Genomic DNA, 21064 nt, shown 5'->3' with positions numbered 1-21064 from the left:
AAGCGGCATGGCGAACAAAATCCCGTTCGCCATGCTGTGTTACTCCAGTCGCATAATCCACTCATCTTTCTGTTCGTCATACTTTTCCTTGTACAACACAGAGTGACGACCATCGACTACCGCCGGAACACTGGTGTGATCATCCCAGGCATCAAGTTGCATACATAAATCAGGGTCTGACTTGCACGGGATATGCACTTTATCTCCGCCTTTTGCTTCGGGCGTCGAGAGATGTGCATCGTCAATTTCATAACTGCCAATTCTGATACTCGATTTTCCCATCAGGTACTCCTTGCCAGTGGTGACACGATTGATTGATAGAACATCAGGTATGACCAGTTGGTCTCCCCTCTATTGAGGATAGCCGACAGCACAAAAAGTGCCACCCGAATTTTCACGGATGCACAAAGCAGGCAGGGGACAAAGGGGAAAACCGGAAGGATAAGGAACCGTACGGCAGAGGCGCGCGGTTCCCGGATGACGTCAGAGCTGATTAAATCGTACTGAGACCGGCATGGCGTTAATCTGGTTACGGCCATTGTTTTTCGACAGATACAGGGCTTCATCGGCGGCGCTCACGATATCGGACTGATCTTCAATGCCTGGATCCTGATCCGGCATATAGGTCGCAATCCCCTGACTGATGGTCACGCGGTTGAACTCGCTGAAACTGTGTTTAATGCCCAGCGATTCAATCGATTCCATGATGTGCTGTGCCACAATCCACGCGCCTTTCAAATCGGTGTCCGGCAGAATGGCGGCAAATTCTTCGCCACCAAAACGGGTCACCACGTCGGTACTGCGTTTGAGAGATCGCCGTAACGTACGGGCGACCAGACGCAGGCAGGCATCGCCGGAAAGATGGCCGTAATGATCGTTAAAATGCTTGAAGTAATCGATGTCGATCATCACCACGGTCAGCGGCGTCCGGTTACGTTTGGCGCGCATATATTCGTGGCTGAGCACCTTTTTAAACTCACGGCGGTTGGGCAGCTTGGTCAGCGAATCAGTGCGTGCCTGAATTTCCAGGCGGCGGTTGGCCTTGACCAGTTTCAGTTCCAGCAATTTGCGCTCATGCACGTCTTCGGCGGTGCCATACCAGCGCTGGATGGAACCGTCGGTCGCATAGCTCGCAGCGGCACGAATGCGCATCCAGTTCCAGCCACGATCGACATGGCAGAAACGGACTTCAATATCCAGCGGCGCACCGGTTTTCAGACATTGTTCCCAGGTCTGTACCGCTGCACGGCGGTCTTCGACATGCATGCTCTGGATCCACTTATCCGCCAGAATATCCTGCCGCGTCATGCCGGTGATCCGCTGAAAACGTGAACTCACGTCATTGAGCATGCCGCGCGGATCCGCCGTCCAGGGGATCTGCGGGTTCAGCTCGACCATATTGCGGTAGTGTTCCTGACTTTCACGCAGCGCCCGCTCCATCCGCTTGAGGCTGGTGATATCCGTCATCGCGACAGACAGGCCATTAAGTTGATTTTGCGCGTCATAAGCGGCTTTGATACGCACGAAGAACACCTGATTTTTTCCGGGTACGGAAAATTCGCGGTCGGGTGTCGTTTCGTTGCGCTGTGCCAGTTCCAGTGCGTTATTGAGCAGCGGAGAAAGCCCTGGCAGAAATACCCCGATTTTGCGGCCAATCGCTTCATAGGGTTGCAGGCCGATAATGTTTGCCATGGCATCATTGACCGTGACATAGCGCATCTGCAAATCAATGAAACACAGGCCCACCGGGGCATTGGAATAGATGTTTTCCAGCTGGAAAAGACGCTGACCGGGTGCCTGATCCAGACTGGTCAGGTTGCGGTCGATTCCACGGTATCCGCGAAAATTACCTTCGGCATCGAAGAGCGGAACGCCGCTGGTTTCGAGAATCACTTCCGTACCATCGGGGCGGATATTGCGATTTAACAGACCGCCAAAAGGCGCGCGACGTTCCACGATGGCGGCGAACTGTTCGCCGACCCGTTTTGCCTCATCAGGGGGCATAAAGTCAAAAGGGGTTTTTCCTAATACTTTTTCGGGCGGGACGCCCAGAAATTCGATGCACTTATTCGAGGAGAAAACATAACGCCCCTGCGTATCGACTTCCCAGATCCAGTCAGAATTGTTATCGATAATATCCCGCAGGCTGGCCATTTGCTGTAAAAGCAGTCCATCTGCTGATTCGAGTTTCATTTCATCTGACATGGCACTTCTCCGACTGGCAGGTCTTTACTCAACATCTGGCATTAAGATTTATATCTGAAAAGGATATATCACTGGCAATGTTTTCCAGACGGCAATAATACATGCCACGATAGGATTATTCCTACTTATAATTCAATAAACCTTTCTTGATAATATAAATAGTTATCCACGATAAGCAGCATAAAATTTTCCAGAGGGAATTGTTCTATGCACTTTGTCACCCTGATTTCACCTAAAGGCTATGTTGTACAGAATTCGCCTAAACTCCGATTAGGATAATTTTAATCGTTTTTGCTGCGGATTAAATAGAATATTCTGCGCCATCAGGAGGTTCTTATGGCACAGAAGTTTGCATAATGGTTAAATTAATTTAATCGTTTGATAACGTCTGTGGCCGTATTGCACCGTCTCTCACCAGTTCGCGCGGCAGACTGTTTTTTATCCGGCTGCCGATACGTTTGGCGATCCCCAGTGGCTGATTGAGCCACGTCACCAGACATTCATCGGCGGGCGGAGCCGTTTCCGGATAAATATCCACCCCGCGCAACCAGTTTTGCGCCAGCTCGTCATCGATTTCAAAACGGTTTTTAGCCTGCGGATCGCTGAACGCCACCACGGCTTCATGCTGCCAGCGGAAGCCTTTTGGAAAACGCTCTGCCAGCCTGACGCCGATGCGTGAGAAACGTACTTTACCGAACAAAGGTTCCAGTACAGCAGGGAACAACCAGATCTCTTTGTCACGTTGCCAGATCGTGTACTGCTTCGCGGGCCATGACAGTCCGGACTGACCGGCAGCGGCGATGATTTCCGCGCTGTCCTGACGGGAAAGCGGAGAGAATGGGAAACGGCCCACTTTATATCCCGGTACCGGCAATCGCGGAACGGAATTCGTTTTACGAAAACGGGCAACGAAGAAGCCTTCGCTATCATAAACCTGAGGAAAAACATGCAGATAGCCTTCCGGGGTGACGGCTTTCTGCGCTCCGGCGAACAGGTCTGCCAGCGATTCCGTTTCTACTGCATCAGCATAGGTTTCAAGCAGCCACTGGCAGACTTGCTGATTCTCCTGCGCGTTCAGGGTGCAGGTGGAATAAACCAGCACGCCGCCGGGTTTGAGGGCATGAAATGCACTGTCGATCAGTTCGCGCTGGGTTGCGGCGATTTCCGTCACGCTGTTTTCAGACCAGTTACTCATGGCATCAGGATCTTTGCGGATAACGCCTTCGCCTGAGCAGGGCGCATCCAGCAAAATAGCATCAAAGGTTTCCGGCAGTGCGGCACCAAATACGCGCCCGTCAAAGTGCGTCAGCGCCGTGTTGCTGACGCCACAGCGGCTGATATTGGCATGCAGCACTTTGACACGGCTGGCGGAATACTCATTGGCGACGATGCCGCCCCGGTTTTCCATCAGTGCGGCAATTTGCGTGGTTTTGGAACCCGGTGCGGCCGCGACATCCATCACCAGCGCCGGTTGCGTATCATGCGCAAATAACGCGGTAACCGGCAGCATCGAACTGGCTTCCTGAATGTAGAACAGCCCCGCCAGATGCGACAGGGCATTACCCAGACGTGATTCATCCAGCGCATGGCGGTTGATCCAGAAACCTTCGGCACACCACGGTACCGGTTCTAAATCCCACTGATAACGGCTGGCAAGTGCCAGGAAATCATCCACGCTGATTTTCAGGGTGTTGACCCGCAGGCTGGGACGAAGAGGGCGCTGACAGGCTGCAATAAAATCATCCATGCTCAGGCTGGCAGGCATGATGGCGCGGGTCGCGTCCAGAAAAGCGGCGGGTAATTTATCAGCAAAACTGCTGGCAGGAGTGAGCTTTGACAAGAGTGCGGTTCCAGAACTGAATAAGTTTTCTGTCGCGGAGTTTAGCATATTTACCTGCCGCAATAGGATGTTCCCTCGCGGGCTGGCAATGAAAAGGCCACCCGAAGGTGGCCCCGATAAAAACAATACCGGTTAATTTCTCGGAATTGCCGTTCCCCATTTCTGCCAGTCTTTTGGCGCTTCCGGATTGAGCAGGAAATGGTTGCCGTTGGCGGCTTTCGGTGCCAGTGGCGTGGTCGGTGGCGTCGCGAAGGCGATACCGCCGCGGATAAACTGCTGGAACGTCCCGCTTTTGAACACCCCACCGGTCAGGCCGAACTGCAGGTCATAACCGGATGCCAGCCAGAACACCGAGTTTTCGCGGACCAGATACTGGTATTTCTTGCTGATCCGCAGAGTCACGTTAACGCGGTCGGCCATCGCACCAAGGTAAAAGCCTGATACCGTGCCGACTTCAATGCCACGGAACAGCACCGGAGTGCCGATTTGCAGTGAACCGACTTCAGCTGCATCCACGACAATGCCCAGTCCGTCGGTGTAGCGGGAATCGGTGATGGTGGATTCCTGCAAATCGAAATTACGCGCCGGGACACCTTTTCCCGCCTCAACGTTGATGTAGGGCTGAAGCAGCGTTTCCAGATTGCTGACGCCGCCTGCTGAAATCTCAGGCGAGACAATGGAGAACCGCGAACCGCGACGGGCGAAATTATCCACGTATTCCGGATACAGCACGGCTTTGGCGGATACCTGATTCAGTTGCGGATCCAGTTTCAGCGATTCAACCTGACCAATCGTGATACCCAGATAACGGATTGGCATACCGGCAGAAAGCTTGCTGGCGTCATAAGTGTTCAGTGTGATCTGACTGCCGACAGCCCGCGCCGAGGTTTCTGAATCATACAGAACCCGCTTCGCGCCCTTGCTGGTGGTGACGCCTTCCAGGTTATCGAAACTGATAGCGCCTTTCAGCGCACGATCCAGCGGAGAGGCCTGAACGGTCAGGCCGCTGCCGTTTAACTGTACTTTTGCGCCACCTTCTGCCCAGAAAATACTCTTGTCGCTGAGCAGGTTACGGTATTGCGGCTGGATATAAACATCCACTTCAAACTCGTTCGCTTTAGGACGCACGTTGACAATCTGTCCTACCTGGAATTTGCGGTAGAGCACCACAGAACCCGCCTGCACATCTGGCAGGCTTTTGGCTGTCAGCGTCAGAGTGGCGCCGGGCTGGTCGCCCTGAATGCCTTCTGCCGCTTTTTCCGCATTACTGTAAAGCGGGTATTTCTGCGCAGGTGCGCCTTTGCTGCCGGGAATAATGCGGATACCGCCATCTACCCATTCCTGCGCGCTGGCTCCCAGCACTTCCATGCCATCAATACCCAGTTTCACGTCAACGCGGCTGTTAACCACAAACTTACTGTCTTTGTGCAGCAGGTTTTTGTATTCCGGTTTGATGGCGGCATTGAACAGAATGCCTTCATCGGTCAGGGTCCGGTCAATCACCGTACCGACGTTAATACCGTAGAGCTTGATTGGCTGCCCCGCATCAATGCCATAGCTTTGCGGTGCAATCAGCTGGACTTTTACGGCGCCGGGATTCTGCAAAAGCCGCTGGTTGCTGTCGAGGACCACAAAGTGTTTTTGGGGTTCGCCGTCGCCCGGGATCAGTTCAAGGGTGTTGCCGGTCAGCAACTGGCTGAGGTTGGCATTATCGAGACTGATTTTCGGGCTGTTCATTTCGATGCGCGTACCGTCGCGCATCATATCGAGCACGGAGGGATCGACCGTCAGCTTGCCGGTGACTTTGTTATCCGGCTGTAAGGTGACTTTGGTCAGCGTACCGACCTGCAGCCCCTGATAGAGCAGCGGCGTTTGTCCTTCGGACAATCCGTTGCCGTTTGGCAGATCCAGCGTGATTTCAACGCCGCGCTGGCTCTGTGCCAGATCGGGATACAGCACGTAAGACTGATCGGCTTTGGCCGGTTTTCCGTCATTCGGGGAGTCCATCGCCACTGCGCCGTTGACCAGCGCGGCGAGGCTTTCCATCTGCACTTTGGCTCCGCTCAGGCTGAAATCGCCCTTGAAACCGGACACATTCCAGAAGCGCGTATTGTCCTTAACCAGACCGGCGAAACGTTTGTCGATCAGCAAATCAATGGTGACGCCGTCGTTACCGCTTTCAATGTCGTAATCGTAAACTTTACCGATCGGGATTTTACGGTAATACACCAGCGAGCCGGTGCTGAGTGAGCCCAGATCTTTTGCGTGCAGATGAATCATCAGTTCGCCGGTATTCAGGCGGAATTTAGGCTGAGTATCAAGGGCGGTGAAATGATTTTTCTCGTTGCCCGGACCGGGCATCATGCCGATGTAGTTACCGCCTACCAGCGCATCCAGACCGGAAACCCCGGCCAGTGAGGCCTTCGGCGTGACCAGCCAGAACTGTGTCCCGTCGCGCAGTGCATCTGATAAATCACTTTTGATACTGACTTTCACCTGAATAGTGCGCAGGTCTTTCGTCAGGCTGATGGATTCCACGATGCCGACTTCTACGCCCTGATAGCGTACAGGTGTCCGGCCCGCAACAATGCCCGCTGCCGACTGGAAATCAATCGTGACAGTGGTTCCGCGTTCCTGGTAGTTGCTGTAAATCAGCCATCCGGCGATGAGTAAAGCAATAAACGGCAGAAGCCAGAAAGGCGAAATCCGGCGCCTGTGTTTTATCCGTGCTTCAGTCGGTGTATTCGGCGTTTCCTGTTGCATGTGCATCCCAAATCAAGCGGCTATCAAGCCATTCAACGGCAAGAATGGTCAGGATCACGGCAGAGCCAAAGTAAAAGGCGGCCGGTCCCATTGTAAAAGACAAAAGCTGGTCACGGTTTACCAGCGACATCATTAATGAAATAACAAACAAATCGAGCATCGACCAGCGTCCGATCCAGGTGACCAGCCGGAGTAAACGGATACGCGTTTTCAGTCCCTGAATCGCTTTGAAATGAATACTGAGCAACAGCGTCAGCATCACAATGACTTTGGTAAAAGGCACCAGCACGCTGGCGATAAACACAATCGCAGCAATCGGTACGTTCCCGGATGTGGCGAGGGAAACAACGCCGGAAAATATGGTGTCCTTCAGTTGCTGCCCGTTGGCGTAAATGATGGAAATCGGCAGCAAATTGGCGGGGATGAGAAACATGATTGCCGCGATCAATGCCGCCCAGGTTTTTTGCAGACTGTGTTTGTAGCGTAGTCGCATGGGGACATGACAGCGAGGACAACGATCGCGCTCATCCGGCAAACCGGTGAATTTACAGGCGAGGCACAGACGCAGTGACGACGGTACGCCCTTCGGCCGGCGCTGCGGATAAAACTCTTCCCACAGTTGCTCAATATTCAGATTAATCATCGTCAGCGTGACCATCACGGTCATCATCAGATAAGCCGCCAGCGCCATACCGGCATTGATATCGGCATATTCTTTGACCTTGATGCTGGCGACGGCCATGCCGATCAGATAGATATCGAGCATTACCCAGTCTTTCAGGCGATCAAGCATCAGCAACACGGGTTTGAGATTCATCCCCAGTTTGTGGCCAAAATGCAGATAAAGAATGGAAACCGCCAGTGTCAGTGGCGCACCGATGGTACAAAACGCCACCATGCTTGCGGTGACCGGATCGCCCTGACGCGACATCTGCCAGATGCCTTCGAGCAGGCTGGCATCGATGCGCGTGCCGAGAAGACGGATGCTGATCAGCGGTTCGGTATAGGCGAATGGCATCAGTAACAAAATACTGATGGCCATCGTGATCAGCCGGGGCAGGGAGCAGACCTTGCCTTTTTCCACCTTGGCGTTACAACGCGGGCAATGCGCTGTCTGCGTCCGTTTCAGCGCCGGGAGCGTGAAAAGGTAATCGCATTCATTGCATCGCTGGTAACGAACGTGCGGTAACTGGGCTGATATTGTGTGTATTTTCATAGTACCTGGAATAGTAAAGAATACCTGTTGTTACAATTACGCATCCCCGTCAGGGGTCAGGCGAGGCCATCAGGCCAAGATCAGCCAGGTTTTTTTGACAAAATAACGTATTATGCGGTCGGCAAACAGTTATTGTAGGTGAGTCTTTTTGATGTCACACAGGATTAACCTTGTTCATATGGGCATTTAATGCTTATTTTATAGAGGTTAAGCACAACAGAACGGCTCAGTGCCCTTAGGTTATTATTGGTTACTATGAATAAAGAAGCATTCTACACGGAATTAAAACGTGATTTGAACGCGTTGATCGCCGGAGAAAACAATTTCATTGCGACTCTGTCGAACGCAAGTGCCTTACTTTATGAGCGTCTTGAAGGCGTGAACTGGGTAGGTTTTTATCTGATGGACGGCACAACGCTGGTGCTGGGGCCATTCCAGGGTAAAATTGCCTGCGTGCGTATTCCGGTAGGAAAAGGCGTCTGCGGTACTGCAGTAGCGGAAAACACCGTACAGCGTGTAGGGGATGTTCATGCCTTCCCGGGGCATATCGCCTGTGACGCAGCAAGTAATGCTGAAATTGTGTTGCCGGTGACGGTAAATGGCACAGTGATCGGCGTATTAGACATTGATAGCACCGTTTATCAACGCTTCGATGAAGCCGATGAACAGGGGCTGACAGAGTTGGTCAGCGGGCTTTGCCAGCATCTCGAACACTGCGATGCTGAAAAATATGTCAATCTGATCGTAAGTTGATCGTCGGATAACGTGGCATTTAATAACGGCGTCATTATAATGACGCCTGTTCATGCCTGCGCCGGTTGGCAAACCCGTTGTAATCAGGAAATTTCATGGAAAATCAACCTAAGTTGAACAGTAGTAAAGAAGTCATCGCCTTTTTGGCTGAGCGGTTCCCGCTCTGTTTTACCGCCGAAGGCGAAGCACGCCCATTAAAGATCGGTATCTTTGCGGATTTGGTCGAACGCGTGCAAGGTGAAGAGAATCTGAGCAAAACTCAGTTACGCTCTGCTCTGCGTCTGTATACCTCAAGCTGGCGCTATCTGTACGGCGTTAAAGTTGGCGCGGAACGCGTTGACCTTGATGGTAATTCATGTGGCGTTCTTGAAGAGCAGCACGTAGAACATGCCCGTAAACAGTTGGAAGAAGCGAAAGCCCGTGTTCAGGCACAACGTGCAGAACAACAGGCTAAACGTCGTGAAGCCGGTGAAACCACTGAGCCACGTCGTCCACGTCCGGCCGCTAAAAAACCTGCGCCGCGTCGTGAAAATGCGCCCGCAGCTGTGGCTGGTCAGGAAAATCGCAAACCACGTACACCTCGCCCACCGCGTGAGGAAAAACGTGAACCGCGTCAGGTGCCAGTAACAGACATTTCAAAACTGCAAATTGGCCAGGAAATCAAAGTCAGAGCAGGTAAGAGTGCGATGGATGCAACCGTATTGGAAATTGCCAAAGACGGTGTTCGCGTTCAACTCTCTTCGGGTCTGGCGATGATTGTACGCGCAGAACATTTGCAGTTCTGATACGGAGGCCAACTCAGGCATGAACAAATTTGTCAGATTAAGCGTTATTGCGGGTCTGTTAATGGCGGGAGCAGGGCTGGTGAATACCAGCTTTGCAGCGAACGAGAGTACACCGGTGACTCTCGCTCAACTTCCTGACTTAACGCAAGATCCGCAGGATGCAACGGTGAGCGAGCGTGTCACTGCTCGTTTTACCCGTTCGCATTATCGTCAGTTCGACCTTAATGCAGATTTCTCAGCGAAAATCTTCGACCGTTACCTCAACATGCTCGATTATGGCCATAACGTATTAATGGCTTCCGATGTTGCACAATTTACTGATAAACGTGCCACGTTGGGGGAGGAACTGAAATCCGGTCAGTTAACCACACCTTATGCCTTATTCAATCTGGCGCAGAAACGCCGCTTTGAACGCTATGATTATGCGTTGAAAGTGCTTGAGCGCCCGATGGATTTCACCGGCAATGACACCATTGAACTTGATCGCAGTAAATCACCGTGGCCGAAAGACCGCGCTGAGCTGGATAAATTGTGGGATGCGAAAGTCAAATATGACGAGCTGAACCTCAAACTGACCGGCAAAAACGATCAGGAAATTCGTGATGTGCTGTCCAAGCGTTATCATTTTGCGATGAAGCGCCTGACACAAAGCAACAGCGAAGATGTTTTCCAGCTGGTCATGAATGCCTTCGCGCATGAAATTGACCCGCACACGAACTATCTTTCCCCGCGCAGCACTGAGCAGTTTAATACCGAAATGAGCCTGTCTCTGGAAGGTATTGGTGCGGTCCTGCAGGGTGACGACGATTATACCGTTATCAACTCGATGGTAGCTGGCGGCCCGGCGGCCAAAAGCAAAGCCATTGCAGTGGGTGATCGTATTGTCGGCGTCGGCCAGGTTCAGGCTGGCAAGCAGACCCCTATTGTTGATGTGATTGGCTGGCGTCTCGACGATGTGGTGGCGTTAATCAAAGGGCCGAAAGGCAGTAAAGTCCGCTTGCAGATCTTGCCCGCGGGTAAAAATGCCAAGAACCATGTGATTACGCTGACCCGCGAGAAGATTCGTCTGGAAGACCGCGCCGTCAAGATGACCATTAAAAATGTAGGTGCCCAGAAAGTTGCAGTGATGGACATTCCTGGCTTCTATGTCGGTCTGACCGATGACGTCAAAGTTCAGTTGCAGAAAATGGCCAAGCAGAACGTTAACAGTCTGGTTATCGATCTGCGGACCAACGGCGGTGGCGCACTGACAGAAGCGGTTTCTCTGTCTGGTCTGTTTATCCCAAGTGGTCCGGTGGTTCAGGTTCGTGACAACAACGGCCGCATCCGTCAGGACAGCGATACCGATGGTGTCGTTTATTACAAAGGCCCGCTGGTGGTGTTGGTTGACCGTTTCAGTGCCTCTGCATCTGAAATCTTTGCCGCAGCCATGCAGGATTATGGCCGTGCGCTGATTGTCGGTGAACCGACCTTCGGGAAAGGTACCGTTCAGCAGTACCGCTCACTGAACCGTATTTACGACCAGATGCTGCGTCCTGAGTGGCCTGCTCTCGGTTCTGTGCAATACACTATCCAGAAGTTCTATCGTATCAACGGTGGCAGTACTCAGCGTAAAGGCGTAACGCCTGATATCCTGATGCCAACCGGTATCGAATCGATTGAAACCGGCGAGAAGTTCGAAGATAACGCCCTTCCGTGGGATAGCATTAACGCGGCCACTTACACCAGATTAGGCGACATGAAACCGTTCCTGCCTGAACTGTTGAAAGCGCACGAAGCCCGTATTGCGCAAGATCCTGAATTCCAGTACATCCAGGAAGATATCGCCCGTTACAAGGCGCTGAAAGACAAACGTAACATCGCTTCTCTTAATTACATGCAACGTGATAAAGAAGATAAAGAAGATGATGCACTGCGTCTTAATCGCCTGAATGAACGCTTCAAGCGTGAAGGCAAGAAGCCACTGAAATCTCTCGACGATCTGCCGAAAGATTACGTTGCTCCGGATCCTTACCTTGATGAAGCTGACCATATTGCTGTCGATCTCGGCAAGCTGGAAAAGTCTCAGGCTGATCAGGCCCCGGCGAAATAATCCTTGTGAAAGTCACACTGAAAGCGCACTCCGGTGCGCTTTTTTTTGTCCTGAATTTAGGGGGATTGTCGATATTTCAGGCCTGTCTGTGAAATCAAACACTTCAAAATGTAAAGTATTGTGAATTAAGGCCTTCAGAACGCATGGGCTCTTGAATCCTGATAAGAAGCCCATAGGATCAGTACAACCGTGCGTGCTATGTGCCGGTGGTATGACTCTGCTAATAACAACGAAGTAACAATGAGGAAGTAAAATTTTATGATGCGTATAGCGTTGTTCCTGCTGACTAACCTGGCCGTTATGCTGGTATTCGGGCTGGTGCTTAGCCTGACTGGCATTCAGCACAGCAGCGTGCCGGGGCTGATGATCATGGCCGGGCTGTTTGGCTTCGGTGGTGCAATTGTTTCATTGCTGATGTCGAAATGGATGGCGTTACGCTCAGTGGGTGGTGAAGTCATTGAGCAGCCGCGTAATGAAACTGAGCGCTGGTTGATGAACACCGTACGTCGCCAGTCTCAGCAGGCAGGTATTGCGATGCCGCAGGTGGCGATTTACCACGCACCCGATATTAATGCGTTCGCCACGGGCGCGCGCCGCGACGCCTCACTGGTGGCCGTCAGTACCGGTTTGCTGCAAAGCATGAGTCAGGATGAAGCCGAGGCGGTTATCGCCCACGAAATCAGCCATATTGCTAACGGCGATATGGTGACGATGACGCTGATTCAGGGCATCGTGAACACCTTCGTGATTTTCATTTCACGTATTATTGCGCAGGTGGCTTCCGGGTTCCTTTCCGGTAACCGTGATGGCGAAGAAAGTAACGGTAACCCGATGATTTATTTTGCTGTAGCGACCGTGCTGGAACTGGTTTTCGGTATCCTCGCCAGCATCATTACGATGTGGTTCTCGCGTCACCGTGAGTTCCATGCGGATGCGGGTTCAGCAAAACTGGTGGGCCGTGAGAAAATGATTGCTGCGTTGCAGCGCCTGAAAACCAGCCATGAACCGCAGGAAGCGGGCAGCATGATGGCGTTTTGCATCAACGGCAAATCGAAATCATTCAGCGAGCTGTTTATGTCTCACCCGCCGCTGGATAAACGTATCGAAGCGCTGCGCAGTGGTGCTTACATTAAGTAATTCGCTTGTGCGATACACACAAAAGCCCGGCTATTTTGCCGGGCTTTTTCATATCAGGATTTCAGGTTTTCAGCCTCTTTCTGACTGCTGGTCTTCTGGGTCATCCTCAGCAAACTGACTAATGCTCCGGTCCCCGCCAGCGTGCCGGCAAGGATCAGCGAGGCGTGGGTGCCGTGCTGCGGGAACAGGTTAAACATCAGTGCCACCATCGCCGCACCGGTTGTCTGACCTAAAAGACGGGCGGTGCCCAGCAGTCCGCTCGCGCCGCCACTGCGGTTGCGCGGGGCTGAACTGATGATCGTATGGTTGTTTGGCGACTGGAATAAGCCGAAGCCTGCGCCGCACAGCAACATGCGCCAGATGATATTCAGATGCGAAGGTTCCGGCGGCAGTAACGACAGGGAAAAGAGGCCGAAGGAAAAGACCACCAGACCAATGCCACCGAGCATTCCCGGATGGAAACGCTCGACCAGACGTCCCGCTATCGGAGCCATCACCATGGTTGCCAGCGGCCACGGCGTCAGCAGAAGTCCGGTATCTACGGAATTCAGTCCCAGCGTATTTTGCAGGAAGAAGGGCAGCGAAACGAAGGCCAGCATCTGAGCACTGAAAGAACACAGCGAGGTTCCCAGAGACATGCTGAAAATCGGGATGCGCAACAAATCGATCGGCAGCAACGGGAAGGGCTGCGAAAGCTGCCGGCGCACGAAGAACCAGCCGATGACCAGCAGGGCAATCACTTCACCCAGTATCAGCAGGTGGTTCTGGCCTTGTGCAAAGCCGCTGATGGCGCTGATCAGCAGGCCGAACGTCAGGGCATTCATCACGCTGCTGACAATATCAAAGCGTTGTCCCTGACTGCGCGTCGAGTTAGCGGGTAAAAACTTCAGGCCAAGGATCAGCGCCACAATACCGATAGGGACATTAATGGCGAACAGCCATTGCCATGAGGCAACGGACAGAATACCGGCCGCAATTGTCGGACCTGCCGCCGCAGAGACTGCCACAATCAGCGCGTTGATGCCGACACCGCGACCCAGGAAACGTTGCGGGTAAATAATGCGTATCAGCGCCGTATTCACGCTCATGATCGCCGCCGCCCCGAAACCCTGTAACACGCGGGCTACGGTCAGCGTCATCAGGGAATCCGACAGGGCGCAGAACAGAGAGGTAATACTGAACACCAGTAAACCGGTCTGGTAAATCCGCCGGTAGCCGAATATGTCACCGAGCGAAGCCAGTGAAAGCAGCGAGATGGTGATCGCCAGCTGATAGGCGTTCACTACCCAGATGGAGGTTGCCGGGCTGGCATGGAAATCATTGGCAATCGTCGGCAGCGCCACGTTCGCGATCGCGCCATCCAGTACGGAAACGGTGATACCCAGCGCAATCGCCAGAATGGCACCGTATCGTTGCGGTATAGGAAGTCCGTCAGTCGGTGTTGAAGTCATGAGTTATGTCAGTACGTAGTCATCAGTGAGGGGAATATTACTACGCTAATCAACCTAAAGTGACAATTGTCACATGATGAAATGAATTTTTTATCTCTCTCGCAGGAATGAAACTGGCTTAACAGTTCTTACATTCTCAATAAATGGGTTGATTGCTTCTCAGCGATGCTTGCCACTATAATAAAAACCACGTTCTATTTTTTTTGAAACAAAACTAACGCGAGCAGGTAACTCACCCTATGGCTATCGCAGATCTTGATAAGCAACCCGATTCCGTTTCCTCTGTCCTGAAAGTGTTCGGTATTTTACAGGCACTGGGCGAAGAGCGTGAGATTGGTATTACAGAACTTTCTCAGCGCGTAATGATGTCTAAAAGCACGGTGTACCGTTTTCTGCAGACGATGAAGTCGCTGGGTTATGTGGCACAGGAAGGGGAGTCAGAGAAATATTCCCTGACGCTGAAGTTGTTCGAACTGGGAGCCAGGGCGCTGCAAAACGTCGATCTGATCCGCAGTGCCGATATTCAGATGCGCGAACTGTCCCGCCTGACCCGCGAAACGATCCACCTGGGTGCGCTGGATGAAGACGGGATTGTCTACATTCATAAAATCGATTCCATGTACAACTTACGCATGCACTCGCGTATCGGTCGCCGCAACCCGTTGCATACCACCGCGATTGGTAAAGTGCTGCTGGCCTGGGGCGATAAAGCGGAAGTCAGTGCGTTGTTGCAGGAAATTGAGTTCACCCGCAGCACTGAAAACACCATCATGAATGCCGCCGATTTACAGACAGCGTTGGATCAGGTGCGTGCGCAGGGTTACGGTGAAGATAATGAAGAGCAGGAGCAAGGACTGCGTTGCATTGCGGTGCCGGTATTCGACCGCTTTGGCGTGGTGATTGCCGGTCTGAGCATTTCGTTCCCGACCATTCGTTTCTCCGAAGAAAGCAAAAGTCACTACGTGGAAATGCTGCATACCGCCGCACGGAATATTTCAGAGCAAATCGGTTTTCACGATTATCCGTTCTGAATAAAACGGCCGTTTCAGATATAAAAAAACCGAAGCCAGTGGCTTCGGTTTTTTATTTATCGCGGTCCGGACTTAACGGTGAGCCAGCTCAGCCGTTTCATCAGAATCCATCACGGTTTTGTCGGTTTGTTTCAGTAACTGGCTGGTGATCGTCCCGGCAGTCATTGAACCGCTGACATTCAGCGCAGTACGGCCCATATCAATCAGCGGCTCTACCGAAATCAGCAGGGCAACCAATGTCACCGGCAGCCCCATAGCAGGCAGAACGATCAGCGCGGCGAAGGTTGCGCCACCGCCCACACCCGCAACGCCGGCAGAGCTCAGGGTAACGATACCCACTAAGGTAGCAATCCACACCGGATCAAACGGGTTAATGCCCACCGTCGGCGCAACCATCACCGCCAGCATCGTCGGATACAGACCCGCACAACCATTCTGACCAATTGTTGCGCCGAAAGAGGCCGCAAAGCTGGCGATAGATTCCGGAATACCCAGACGACGAGTCTGCGCTTCCACGCTCAGCGGGATCGTTGCGGCACTGGAACGACTGGTGAACGCAAAGGTCAGCACCGGCCAGACTTTACGGAAGAATTTCGCCGGGTTCACACCAGTGAAAGACAACAGCACTGCGTGAATGACAAACATAATCGCCAGACCCAGGTAAGACGCGACAACGAAGCTGCCGAGCTTAATGATGTCCTGAATGTTCGAACCTGCGACCACTTTTGTCATCAGCGCCAGCACGCCGTACGGGGTCAGTTTCATGACCAGACGTACCAGCTTCATCACCCAGGCCTGAAGGGTATCAATGAAGGCCAGAACACGCGGGCCTTTTTCAGCATCGTCTTTTACCAGTTGCAGGGCAGCGACACCCACAAAAGCAGCAAAAATTACCACGCTGATGATTGACGTCGGGCTTGCGCCGGTCAGATCAGCAAACGGGTTCTTAGGAATAAAGGAAAGGATCAGCTGAGGAACGCTCAGGTCAGCCACTTTGCCGACATAGTTGGACTGAATCGCGGTCAGTCGTGCCGTTTCCTGCGTACCTTGTACCAGCCCGTCAGCGGTCAGGCCGAACAGACCGGTGACGAAGATACCCACCAGAGAGGCAATCAGCGTAGTAAACAGCAGGGTGCCGATGGTCAGGAAGCTGATTTTGCCCAGAGACGACGCGTTATGCAGTTTCGCTACTGCACTCAGAATCGACACGAAAACCAGCAGCATGACGATCATTTGCAGCAACTGAACGTAGCCATTACCGACAATATTGAACCATGTGATTGAGGTTTTCAGAACCGGGTCATCTGAACCGTAAATCAGCTGTAATGCCAGGCCAAAGACGACGCCCATCGCCAGACCCAGAAGGACTTTTTTTGCCAGGCTCCATTGCTTATGGCGGTTTTGCGCCAGCAGCAACAGCAGCACCACGAAAGCCACTACGTTTAGAACGAGCGGAAGATTCATACCAGACTCCAGTCTTATAATTTTGATAAACGAAACGGGTGTTTCCGGAAAGGATTGCACCATCCCAAAGCAATGCGGTGAAGAATATCAGTTTGGGAGCCTGAGTATTTATATCCAAAAGGAATTCATTATAATTTTTTGGTGGTATTTGTATTAATTACATCCGATGTGGGCGTATTTTGTTCACTTCAGATGAACAGTTTCAGAATGTGATTAAAAAAGTCCGGATTGATTGCACCAATGATGGGCGTCCAGTCTGGCCAGAAAAGCGTTAAACCGACCAGCAATAAGCAGAGTGTTCTTTCCAGCTGGTTGCCTTTCTGGCTGTTAATCAGCGGCAAACGGAAACGCCAGCAGCAGGGCCAGAGCAACGGTACACCCGCTGGCGTCAGCATATCAGCCAGAATGTGACTCAGATACCCTATGATCATGGCGTGGAATGCATCGGCTGGGATCACCCAGTCGTGGGGGAAATGGGTACGCAGCAGGAAAATACCGCCTGCCACTGCCAGCAAACTGTGGGTAAATCCGCGGTGACCGAAAGCGCGGGCAATAGGTGTGGAAAGCCATTTGAGCCGCTGACCCAGTACGGATTTCGGATGGTCGATATCAGGTAACAGACAGGTGAGCAAAGACCCTGGAATGATGTGCCACCAGTCACCATGCGCCAGTTCGGGAGAAAGCTGTGCCTTTTTAGCAAATACTGCACAGGCTATTGAGAAAATGAGATGGCCTTCCGCCGTCATGACGCGTCCGAACTGGATAACTGTTATTTTATCCAGTATAAGTGAAACTGTCACAATCTTGGAAGAGCGACCCTGTAACTAATTGTCAACGGCATGATAAAAAAGAAAAAGGCGTATAAAAATACGCCTTAATCATGTCACTTATCTTGCTGTTACCGTGCCAGCCACCCGCCATCGACAGCAATAGTGTAGCCATTCACGTAATCCGACGCTTTTGACGCCAGGAAGACCACCGGCCCCATGACATCTTCCGGCAATCCCCAGCGTCCGGCCGGGATCCTGTCGAGGATTTCTTTGCTGCGATCTCCATCAGCACGTAACTGCTCGGTGTTGTTCGTGGCCATGTATCCCGGAGCAATCGCATTCACATTCACGTTGTGCTTCGCCCATTCATTGGCCATCAGTCGTGTCAGCCCCATGACGGCGCTTTTAGATGCGGTATAGGAAGGCACGCGGATCCCGCCCTGATAGGACAACATGGAAGCGATATTGATGATTTTGCCGCCGTTGCCCTGTTTGATGAATTGCTTCGCCACGGCCTGTGACATAAAGAACAACGTTTTGCTGTTCACATTCATCACATCGTCCCAGTTTTTCTCACTGAATTCGATGGCATCTTCACGACGGATAATCCCGGCGTTATTAATCAGAATATCGATATGACCAAATTCCCCGACCGCTTTCTCAATCAGATCAGGAATGCCGTTGATACTACTCAAATCCGCCCGCAGGTCGAGAAAACGACGGCCCAGCGCGGTGACTTTCTTTTCGGTTTCTTCCGGTGCGGAGACGTTAACGCCGACGATATCACATCCCGCCTGCGCAAGGCCGAGCGCCATGCCCTGACCCAGTCCGGTATTGCATCCGGTTACGATGGCGACTTTGCCGCTTAATTCAAAGGAATTGAGGATCATATTCAGAGTCTCTTTTGCCACGGCACATTCGCCATAAAGATGAGTCGCTCTGCCGGTTAAGGCAGAGCGCGGGGGGTTAGCGCAGTTCGCTGACTTTGACGTGATCCATGTCGTCGAATACCTGATTTTCACCGACCATACCCCAGATAAAGGTATAGTTTTTAGTGCCCACGCCAGCATGAATCGACCAGCTTGGGGAGATAACAGCCTGTTCGTTATGCACCAGCAAGTGACGGGTTTCCTGTGGTTGCCCCATCATGTGGAACACTGCTGTTTCCGCTTCCATATTGAAGTAGAAATACACTTCCATACGGCGTTCATGGGTATGGCAAGGCATGGTGTTCCACAGGCTGCCTTCTTCCAGTTTGGTCAGCCCCATGGTCAGCTGGCAGGTTTCCAGCACGTCAGGCACGATGAATTTATTGATGGTCCGGCGGTTGCTGGTCGCAGCGTCGCCGATAGTTTGCGGAGAGGCTTCCGCCAGGGTGATTTTTTTGTTCGGGAAAGTGGTATGCGCCGGGGCGCTGTTGTAATAGAACTTCGCCGGTTTGGCCGCATCCACACTGCTGAATTCGACCTGTTTCGCCCCTTTACCGACATACAACGCTTCTTCATGACCGATTTCATAGGTTGTGCCATCAACCACAATCAGGCCCGGTCCGCCAATATTAATGACGCCCAGCTCACGCCGTTCCAGAAAATAGCTCACACCAAGTTGCTTACCGACTTCATCACCGACAGTGACCGTTTTTTCAGCAGGCATGACACCGCCGACAATAATGCGGTCAATGTGGCTGTAGGTCATGGTGTAGGCATTTTTTTCAAAGATTTTCTCAATGAGAAATTCACGGCGTAATTCAGCGGTATCAAGCGTTTTAGCGTGGTCGCTGTGGATGCTTTGACGAACTTGCATGTCGGTGCCTCTCATAGATTGACAATATTAAGGAGGACTTACCGGGCTAGTCTGACCGTTGCGTGGCAGTGACAGCGTACAGAAGCAGGAGAGCTCCCGGCTCGTCCTTGTTGCAGGAATCATAGGTTCATTGGCATATGAATTCAATAAAAATGAAATAACGTTTTATTTATTTTATGAGTCAGTTCAAGCTTTACGAAATTAAACGTCGCCTGGAAAATGATGGCAGGGGAAATGCGTGAGGAACGGGAAGGAAAGTGCGGAAGGTGCGCAGCAACGCCCGCTGCTGCGCATTCCATTCAACTGATATGCGCCGGACGCAATTCTTCGAGAGAAGACAGTTTGACATCGGCCAGTGCCCAGCGGGGATCGGCGCTGTATTCATGGTCAGGCACCACCACCGAACGCATGCGTGCGGCTTTGGTGGCGATCATGCCATTAAAGGAATCTTCCAGCGTGACGCAGTTCAGAGGATCAACCTGCAATTGCCCGGCTGCGAGCAGATAGACTTCCGGATGAGGCTTGCTGTACGGCAGATTCTCGGCAGAGACACGGACCTGAAAATAGGATTGCAGGTTAAACATTTCCAGCACGGTATCGAGCATATAAAGCGGTGAAGCAGAAGCGAGACCAACCTTCAGCCCCTGATCACGGCAAAGCTCAAGGGCATGGTTCACGCCCGGCAGCAGAGGGCGGGTTTGTTCCACCAGTTCAATGGTCCGGGCAATGATCCGTGAAGACACCTCCTCAAGACCCGGCCCCTGCCACGGCAGCGCCTGATACCACATCCTGACCACCTGATCGATGCGCAAACCCAGCGTATCCGGTAACAAATGTCGCTGGGAAATATCCACGCCCAGACTACTGAAAACATCCAGTTCGGCCTGAACCCATAACCGTTCAGAATCAATTAACAGACCATCCATATCAAAAATTGCTGCATTAACAGGGCGGACATAAGCCATGAAAGCGGACTCCCTTACAATAAATTGAAACCCACTCTACCATTGGCTGTCAGGCAGGTGAAACCTGTTGTGAACGGGGGCGCGTTGCCTGTTGTGGGGATACCGGTACGCTAACTGATTAAAACATTGGGCGGGAAAACCTTTCTGTGGGTAAACTTAGCAGTTGCTTCAGGCATCCTAACAAGGGGAATTCATGACGTACCAACAAGCCGGACGTGTGGCAGTGATTAAACGAATTGCAGGATGGATCATTTTTATCCCTGCGCTGCTTTCTACGCTGATTTCATTGCTGACTTTTATCAATGAGCATACTAAAACCGAACAGGGCATCAACGCCGTCATGCTGGATTTCGTCCATGTGATGGTGGATATGATCAAATTTAATACTTCGTTTCTCAATGTCTTTTGGTACAACTCACCGGTGCCGGCTTTAGGCCAGGGCGTTACTACCGCCAACATCATGTTTTTCATTATTTACTGGCTGATTTTTGTGGGGCTGGCGTTGCAGGCGTCTGGCGCGAGAATGTCCCGTCAGGTGAAACACATCCGTGAAGGTATTCAGGATCAGCTGATCCTGGAGCAGGCGAAAGGCACGGAAGGGCGCACCCGTCCGCAAATTGAAGAACGTATCGTGATACCGCGACACACCATTTTGGTACAGTATTTCCCGCTCTATATTTTGCCGATTATCATTGCGGTCATTGGCTATTTCATTCTGAAATTATTAGGTTTAATCGCCTGATCAATAAGGCCAGAATATTGATATGTTCTGGCCTTATTTGTCTTATC

Annotated in this window: 17 protein-coding genes; 6 read left to right on the top strand and 11 right to left on the bottom strand. The window is 52.0% G+C overall.

The genetic code is table 11. The features are described 5' to 3' along the window. Positions 1-39: 39 nt before the first annotated feature. The 5 genes from EDF78_RS03565 to yebS all read right to left on the bottom strand — a co-directional run bounded on the left by EDF78_RS03565 (position 40) and on the right by yebS (position 8024). The gene (locus EDF78_RS03565) at positions 40-282 is read right to left on the bottom strand and encodes a YebV family protein (protein ID WP_013576157.1); all 243 of its coding nucleotides are present in this window, start codon (positions 280-282) and stop codon (positions 40-42) included. A gap of 201 nt (positions 283-483) precedes the next feature. After that, positions 484-2205 (bottom strand): diguanylate cyclase, encoded by a 1722-nt coding sequence (locus tag EDF78_RS03560; protein ID WP_131693481.1) that lies wholly within the window; start codon positions 2203-2205, stop codon positions 484-486. Positions 2206-2575: 370 nt separating this feature from the next. Beyond that, positions 2576-4093, bottom strand: coding sequence for a 16S rRNA (cytosine(1407)-C(5))-methyltransferase RsmF (gene rsmF / locus EDF78_RS03555; RefSeq protein ID WP_131693480.1), 1518 nt, complete (start codon positions 4091-4093; stop codon positions 2576-2578). A gap of 84 nt (positions 4094-4177) precedes the next feature. Beyond that, a complete protein-coding gene (locus tag EDF78_RS03550) occupies positions 4178-6808 on the bottom strand; it encodes a PqiB family protein (RefSeq protein ID WP_133822575.1) in 2631 nt (876 codons plus the stop codon). Further along, positions 6777-8024, bottom strand: coding sequence for a membrane integrity lipid transport subunit YebS (gene yebS / locus EDF78_RS03545; RefSeq protein ID WP_119826321.1), 1248 nt, complete (start codon positions 8022-8024; stop codon positions 6777-6779). Before yebS ends, EDF78_RS03550 begins: the two co-directional genes overlap by 32 nt. A gap of 255 nt (positions 8025-8279) precedes the next feature. On the opposite strand from yebS, the gene EDF78_RS03540 reads away from it, so the two are divergent. From EDF78_RS03540 to htpX, 4 genes are all read left to right on the top strand, one after another. Continuing rightward, entirely contained in the window at positions 8280-8777 is a 498-nt protein-coding gene (locus EDF78_RS03540; protein WP_095921419.1) for a GAF domain-containing protein, read from the top strand. A gap of 95 nt (positions 8778-8872) precedes the next feature. Then, complete coding sequence (proQ, locus tag EDF78_RS03535) at positions 8873-9562, top strand: RNA chaperone ProQ (protein ID WP_015697850.1); 690 nt, start codon at positions 8873-8875, stop codon at positions 9560-9562. A gap of 19 nt (positions 9563-9581) precedes the next feature. Then, positions 9582-11654 (top strand): carboxy terminal-processing peptidase, encoded by a 2073-nt coding sequence (gene prc, locus EDF78_RS03530; protein WP_119826319.1) that lies wholly within the window; start codon positions 9582-9584, stop codon positions 11652-11654. A gap of 258 nt (positions 11655-11912) precedes the next feature. Continuing rightward, entirely contained in the window at positions 11913-12791 is an 879-nt protein-coding gene (htpX, locus tag EDF78_RS03525; protein ID WP_119826317.1) for a protease HtpX, read from the top strand. A gap of 53 nt (positions 12792-12844) precedes the next feature. Here the strand turns inward: htpX and EDF78_RS03520 are convergent, their stop codons facing one another. Then, positions 12845-14242 (bottom strand): MFS transporter, encoded by a 1398-nt coding sequence (locus EDF78_RS03520; RefSeq protein WP_119826315.1) that lies wholly within the window; start codon positions 14240-14242, stop codon positions 12845-12847. Between the two features lie 239 nt (positions 14243-14481). Between EDF78_RS03520 and kdgR the strand changes: the two genes are divergently transcribed. Further along, a complete protein-coding gene (kdgR, locus tag EDF78_RS03515) occupies positions 14482-15273 on the top strand; it encodes a DNA-binding transcriptional regulator KdgR (RefSeq protein WP_119826313.1) in 792 nt (263 codons plus the stop codon). A 72-nt stretch (positions 15274-15345) separates the two neighbouring features. On the opposite strand, the gene EDF78_RS03510 is transcribed toward kdgR, so the two are convergent. The 5 genes from EDF78_RS03510 to hxpB all read right to left on the bottom strand — a co-directional run bounded on the left by EDF78_RS03510 (position 15346) and on the right by hxpB (position 20275). Beyond that, positions 15346-16737 (bottom strand): L-cystine transporter, encoded by a 1392-nt coding sequence (locus EDF78_RS03510; RefSeq protein ID WP_133822574.1) that lies wholly within the window; start codon positions 16735-16737, stop codon positions 15346-15348. A 188-nt stretch (positions 16738-16925) separates the two neighbouring features. Next, the gene (locus tag EDF78_RS03505) at positions 16926-17483 is read right to left on the bottom strand and encodes a metal-dependent hydrolase (protein WP_133822573.1); all 558 of its coding nucleotides are present in this window, start codon (positions 17481-17483) and stop codon (positions 16926-16928) included. 152 nt (positions 17484-17635) lie between these two features. Further along, positions 17636-18397 carry a 2-dehydro-3-deoxy-D-gluconate 5-dehydrogenase KduD gene (gene kduD, locus EDF78_RS03500; RefSeq protein WP_133822774.1) on the bottom strand — a complete coding sequence of 254 codons (762 nt, stop codon included), beginning with the start codon at positions 18395-18397 and terminating at the stop codon, positions 17636-17638. 76 nt (positions 18398-18473) lie between these two features. After that, a complete protein-coding gene (gene kduI / locus EDF78_RS03495; RefSeq protein ID WP_119826307.1) occupies positions 18474-19310 on the bottom strand; it encodes a 5-dehydro-4-deoxy-D-glucuronate isomerase in 837 nt (278 codons plus the stop codon). 299 nt (positions 19311-19609) lie between these two features. Then, positions 19610-20275, bottom strand: coding sequence for a hexitol phosphatase HxpB (gene hxpB / locus EDF78_RS03490; protein ID WP_133822572.1), 666 nt, complete (start codon positions 20273-20275; stop codon positions 19610-19612). 193 nt (positions 20276-20468) lie between these two features. On the opposite strand from hxpB, the gene EDF78_RS03485 reads away from it, so the two are divergent. Further along, positions 20469-21017 (top strand): YniB family protein, encoded by a 549-nt coding sequence (locus tag EDF78_RS03485; RefSeq protein ID WP_095921429.1) that lies wholly within the window; start codon positions 20469-20471, stop codon positions 21015-21017. Positions 21018-21064 lie beyond the last annotated feature (47 nt).

The sequence above is a fragment of the Rahnella sp. BIGb0236 genome, assembly GCF_004364755.1.
Lineage (GTDB): Bacteria > Pseudomonadota > Gammaproteobacteria > Enterobacterales > Enterobacteriaceae > Rahnella > Rahnella victoriana.
This window is presented reverse-complemented; position numbering and strand designations above follow the sequence as displayed.

What these genes read in the sequence shown, in the direction of transcription:
- EDF78_RS03565 (WP_013576157.1), bottom strand. Translation starts at nt 282, where the DNA reads ATGGGAAAATCGAGTATCAGAATTGGCAGTTATGAAATTGACGATGCA.
- EDF78_RS03560 (WP_131693481.1), bottom strand. Translation starts at nt 2,205, where the DNA reads ATGTCAGATGAAATGAAACTCGAATCAGCAGATGGACTGCTTTTACAG.
- rsmF (WP_131693480.1), bottom strand. Translation starts at nt 4,093, where the DNA reads ATGCTAAACTCCGCGACAGAAAACTTATTCAGTTCTGGAACCGCACTC.
- EDF78_RS03550 (WP_133822575.1), bottom strand. Translation starts at nt 6,808, where the DNA reads ATGCAACAGGAAACGCCGAATACACCGACTGAAGCACGGATAAAACAC.
- yebS (WP_119826321.1), bottom strand. Translation starts at nt 8,024, where the DNA reads ATGAAAATACACACAATATCAGCCCAGTTACCGCACGTTCGTTACCAG.
- EDF78_RS03540 (WP_095921419.1), top strand. Translation starts at nt 8,280, where the DNA reads ATGAATAAAGAAGCATTCTACACGGAATTAAAACGTGATTTGAACGCG.
- proQ (WP_015697850.1), top strand. Translation starts at nt 8,873, where the DNA reads ATGGAAAATCAACCTAAGTTGAACAGTAGTAAAGAAGTCATCGCCTTT.
- prc (WP_119826319.1), top strand. Translation starts at nt 9,582, where the DNA reads ATGAACAAATTTGTCAGATTAAGCGTTATTGCGGGTCTGTTAATGGCG.
- htpX (WP_119826317.1), top strand. Translation starts at nt 11,913, where the DNA reads ATGATGCGTATAGCGTTGTTCCTGCTGACTAACCTGGCCGTTATGCTG.
- EDF78_RS03520 (WP_119826315.1), bottom strand. Translation starts at nt 14,242, where the DNA reads ATGACTTCAACACCGACTGACGGACTTCCTATACCGCAACGATACGGT.
- kdgR (WP_119826313.1), top strand. Translation starts at nt 14,482, where the DNA reads ATGGCTATCGCAGATCTTGATAAGCAACCCGATTCCGTTTCCTCTGTC.
- EDF78_RS03510 (WP_133822574.1), bottom strand. Translation starts at nt 16,737, where the DNA reads ATGAATCTTCCGCTCGTTCTAAACGTAGTGGCTTTCGTGGTGCTGCTG.
- EDF78_RS03505 (WP_133822573.1), bottom strand. Translation starts at nt 17,483, where the DNA reads ATGACGGCGGAAGGCCATCTCATTTTCTCAATAGCCTGTGCAGTATTT.
- kduD (WP_133822774.1), bottom strand. Translation starts at nt 18,397, where the DNA reads ATGATCCTCAATTCCTTTGAATTAAGCGGCAAAGTCGCCATCGTAACC.
- kduI (WP_119826307.1), bottom strand. Translation starts at nt 19,310, where the DNA reads ATGCAAGTTCGTCAAAGCATCCACAGCGACCACGCTAAAACGCTTGAT.
- hxpB (WP_133822572.1), bottom strand. Translation starts at nt 20,275, where the DNA reads ATGGCTTATGTCCGCCCTGTTAATGCAGCAATTTTTGATATGGATGGT.
- EDF78_RS03485 (WP_095921429.1), top strand. Translation starts at nt 20,469, where the DNA reads ATGACGTACCAACAAGCCGGACGTGTGGCAGTGATTAAACGAATTGCA.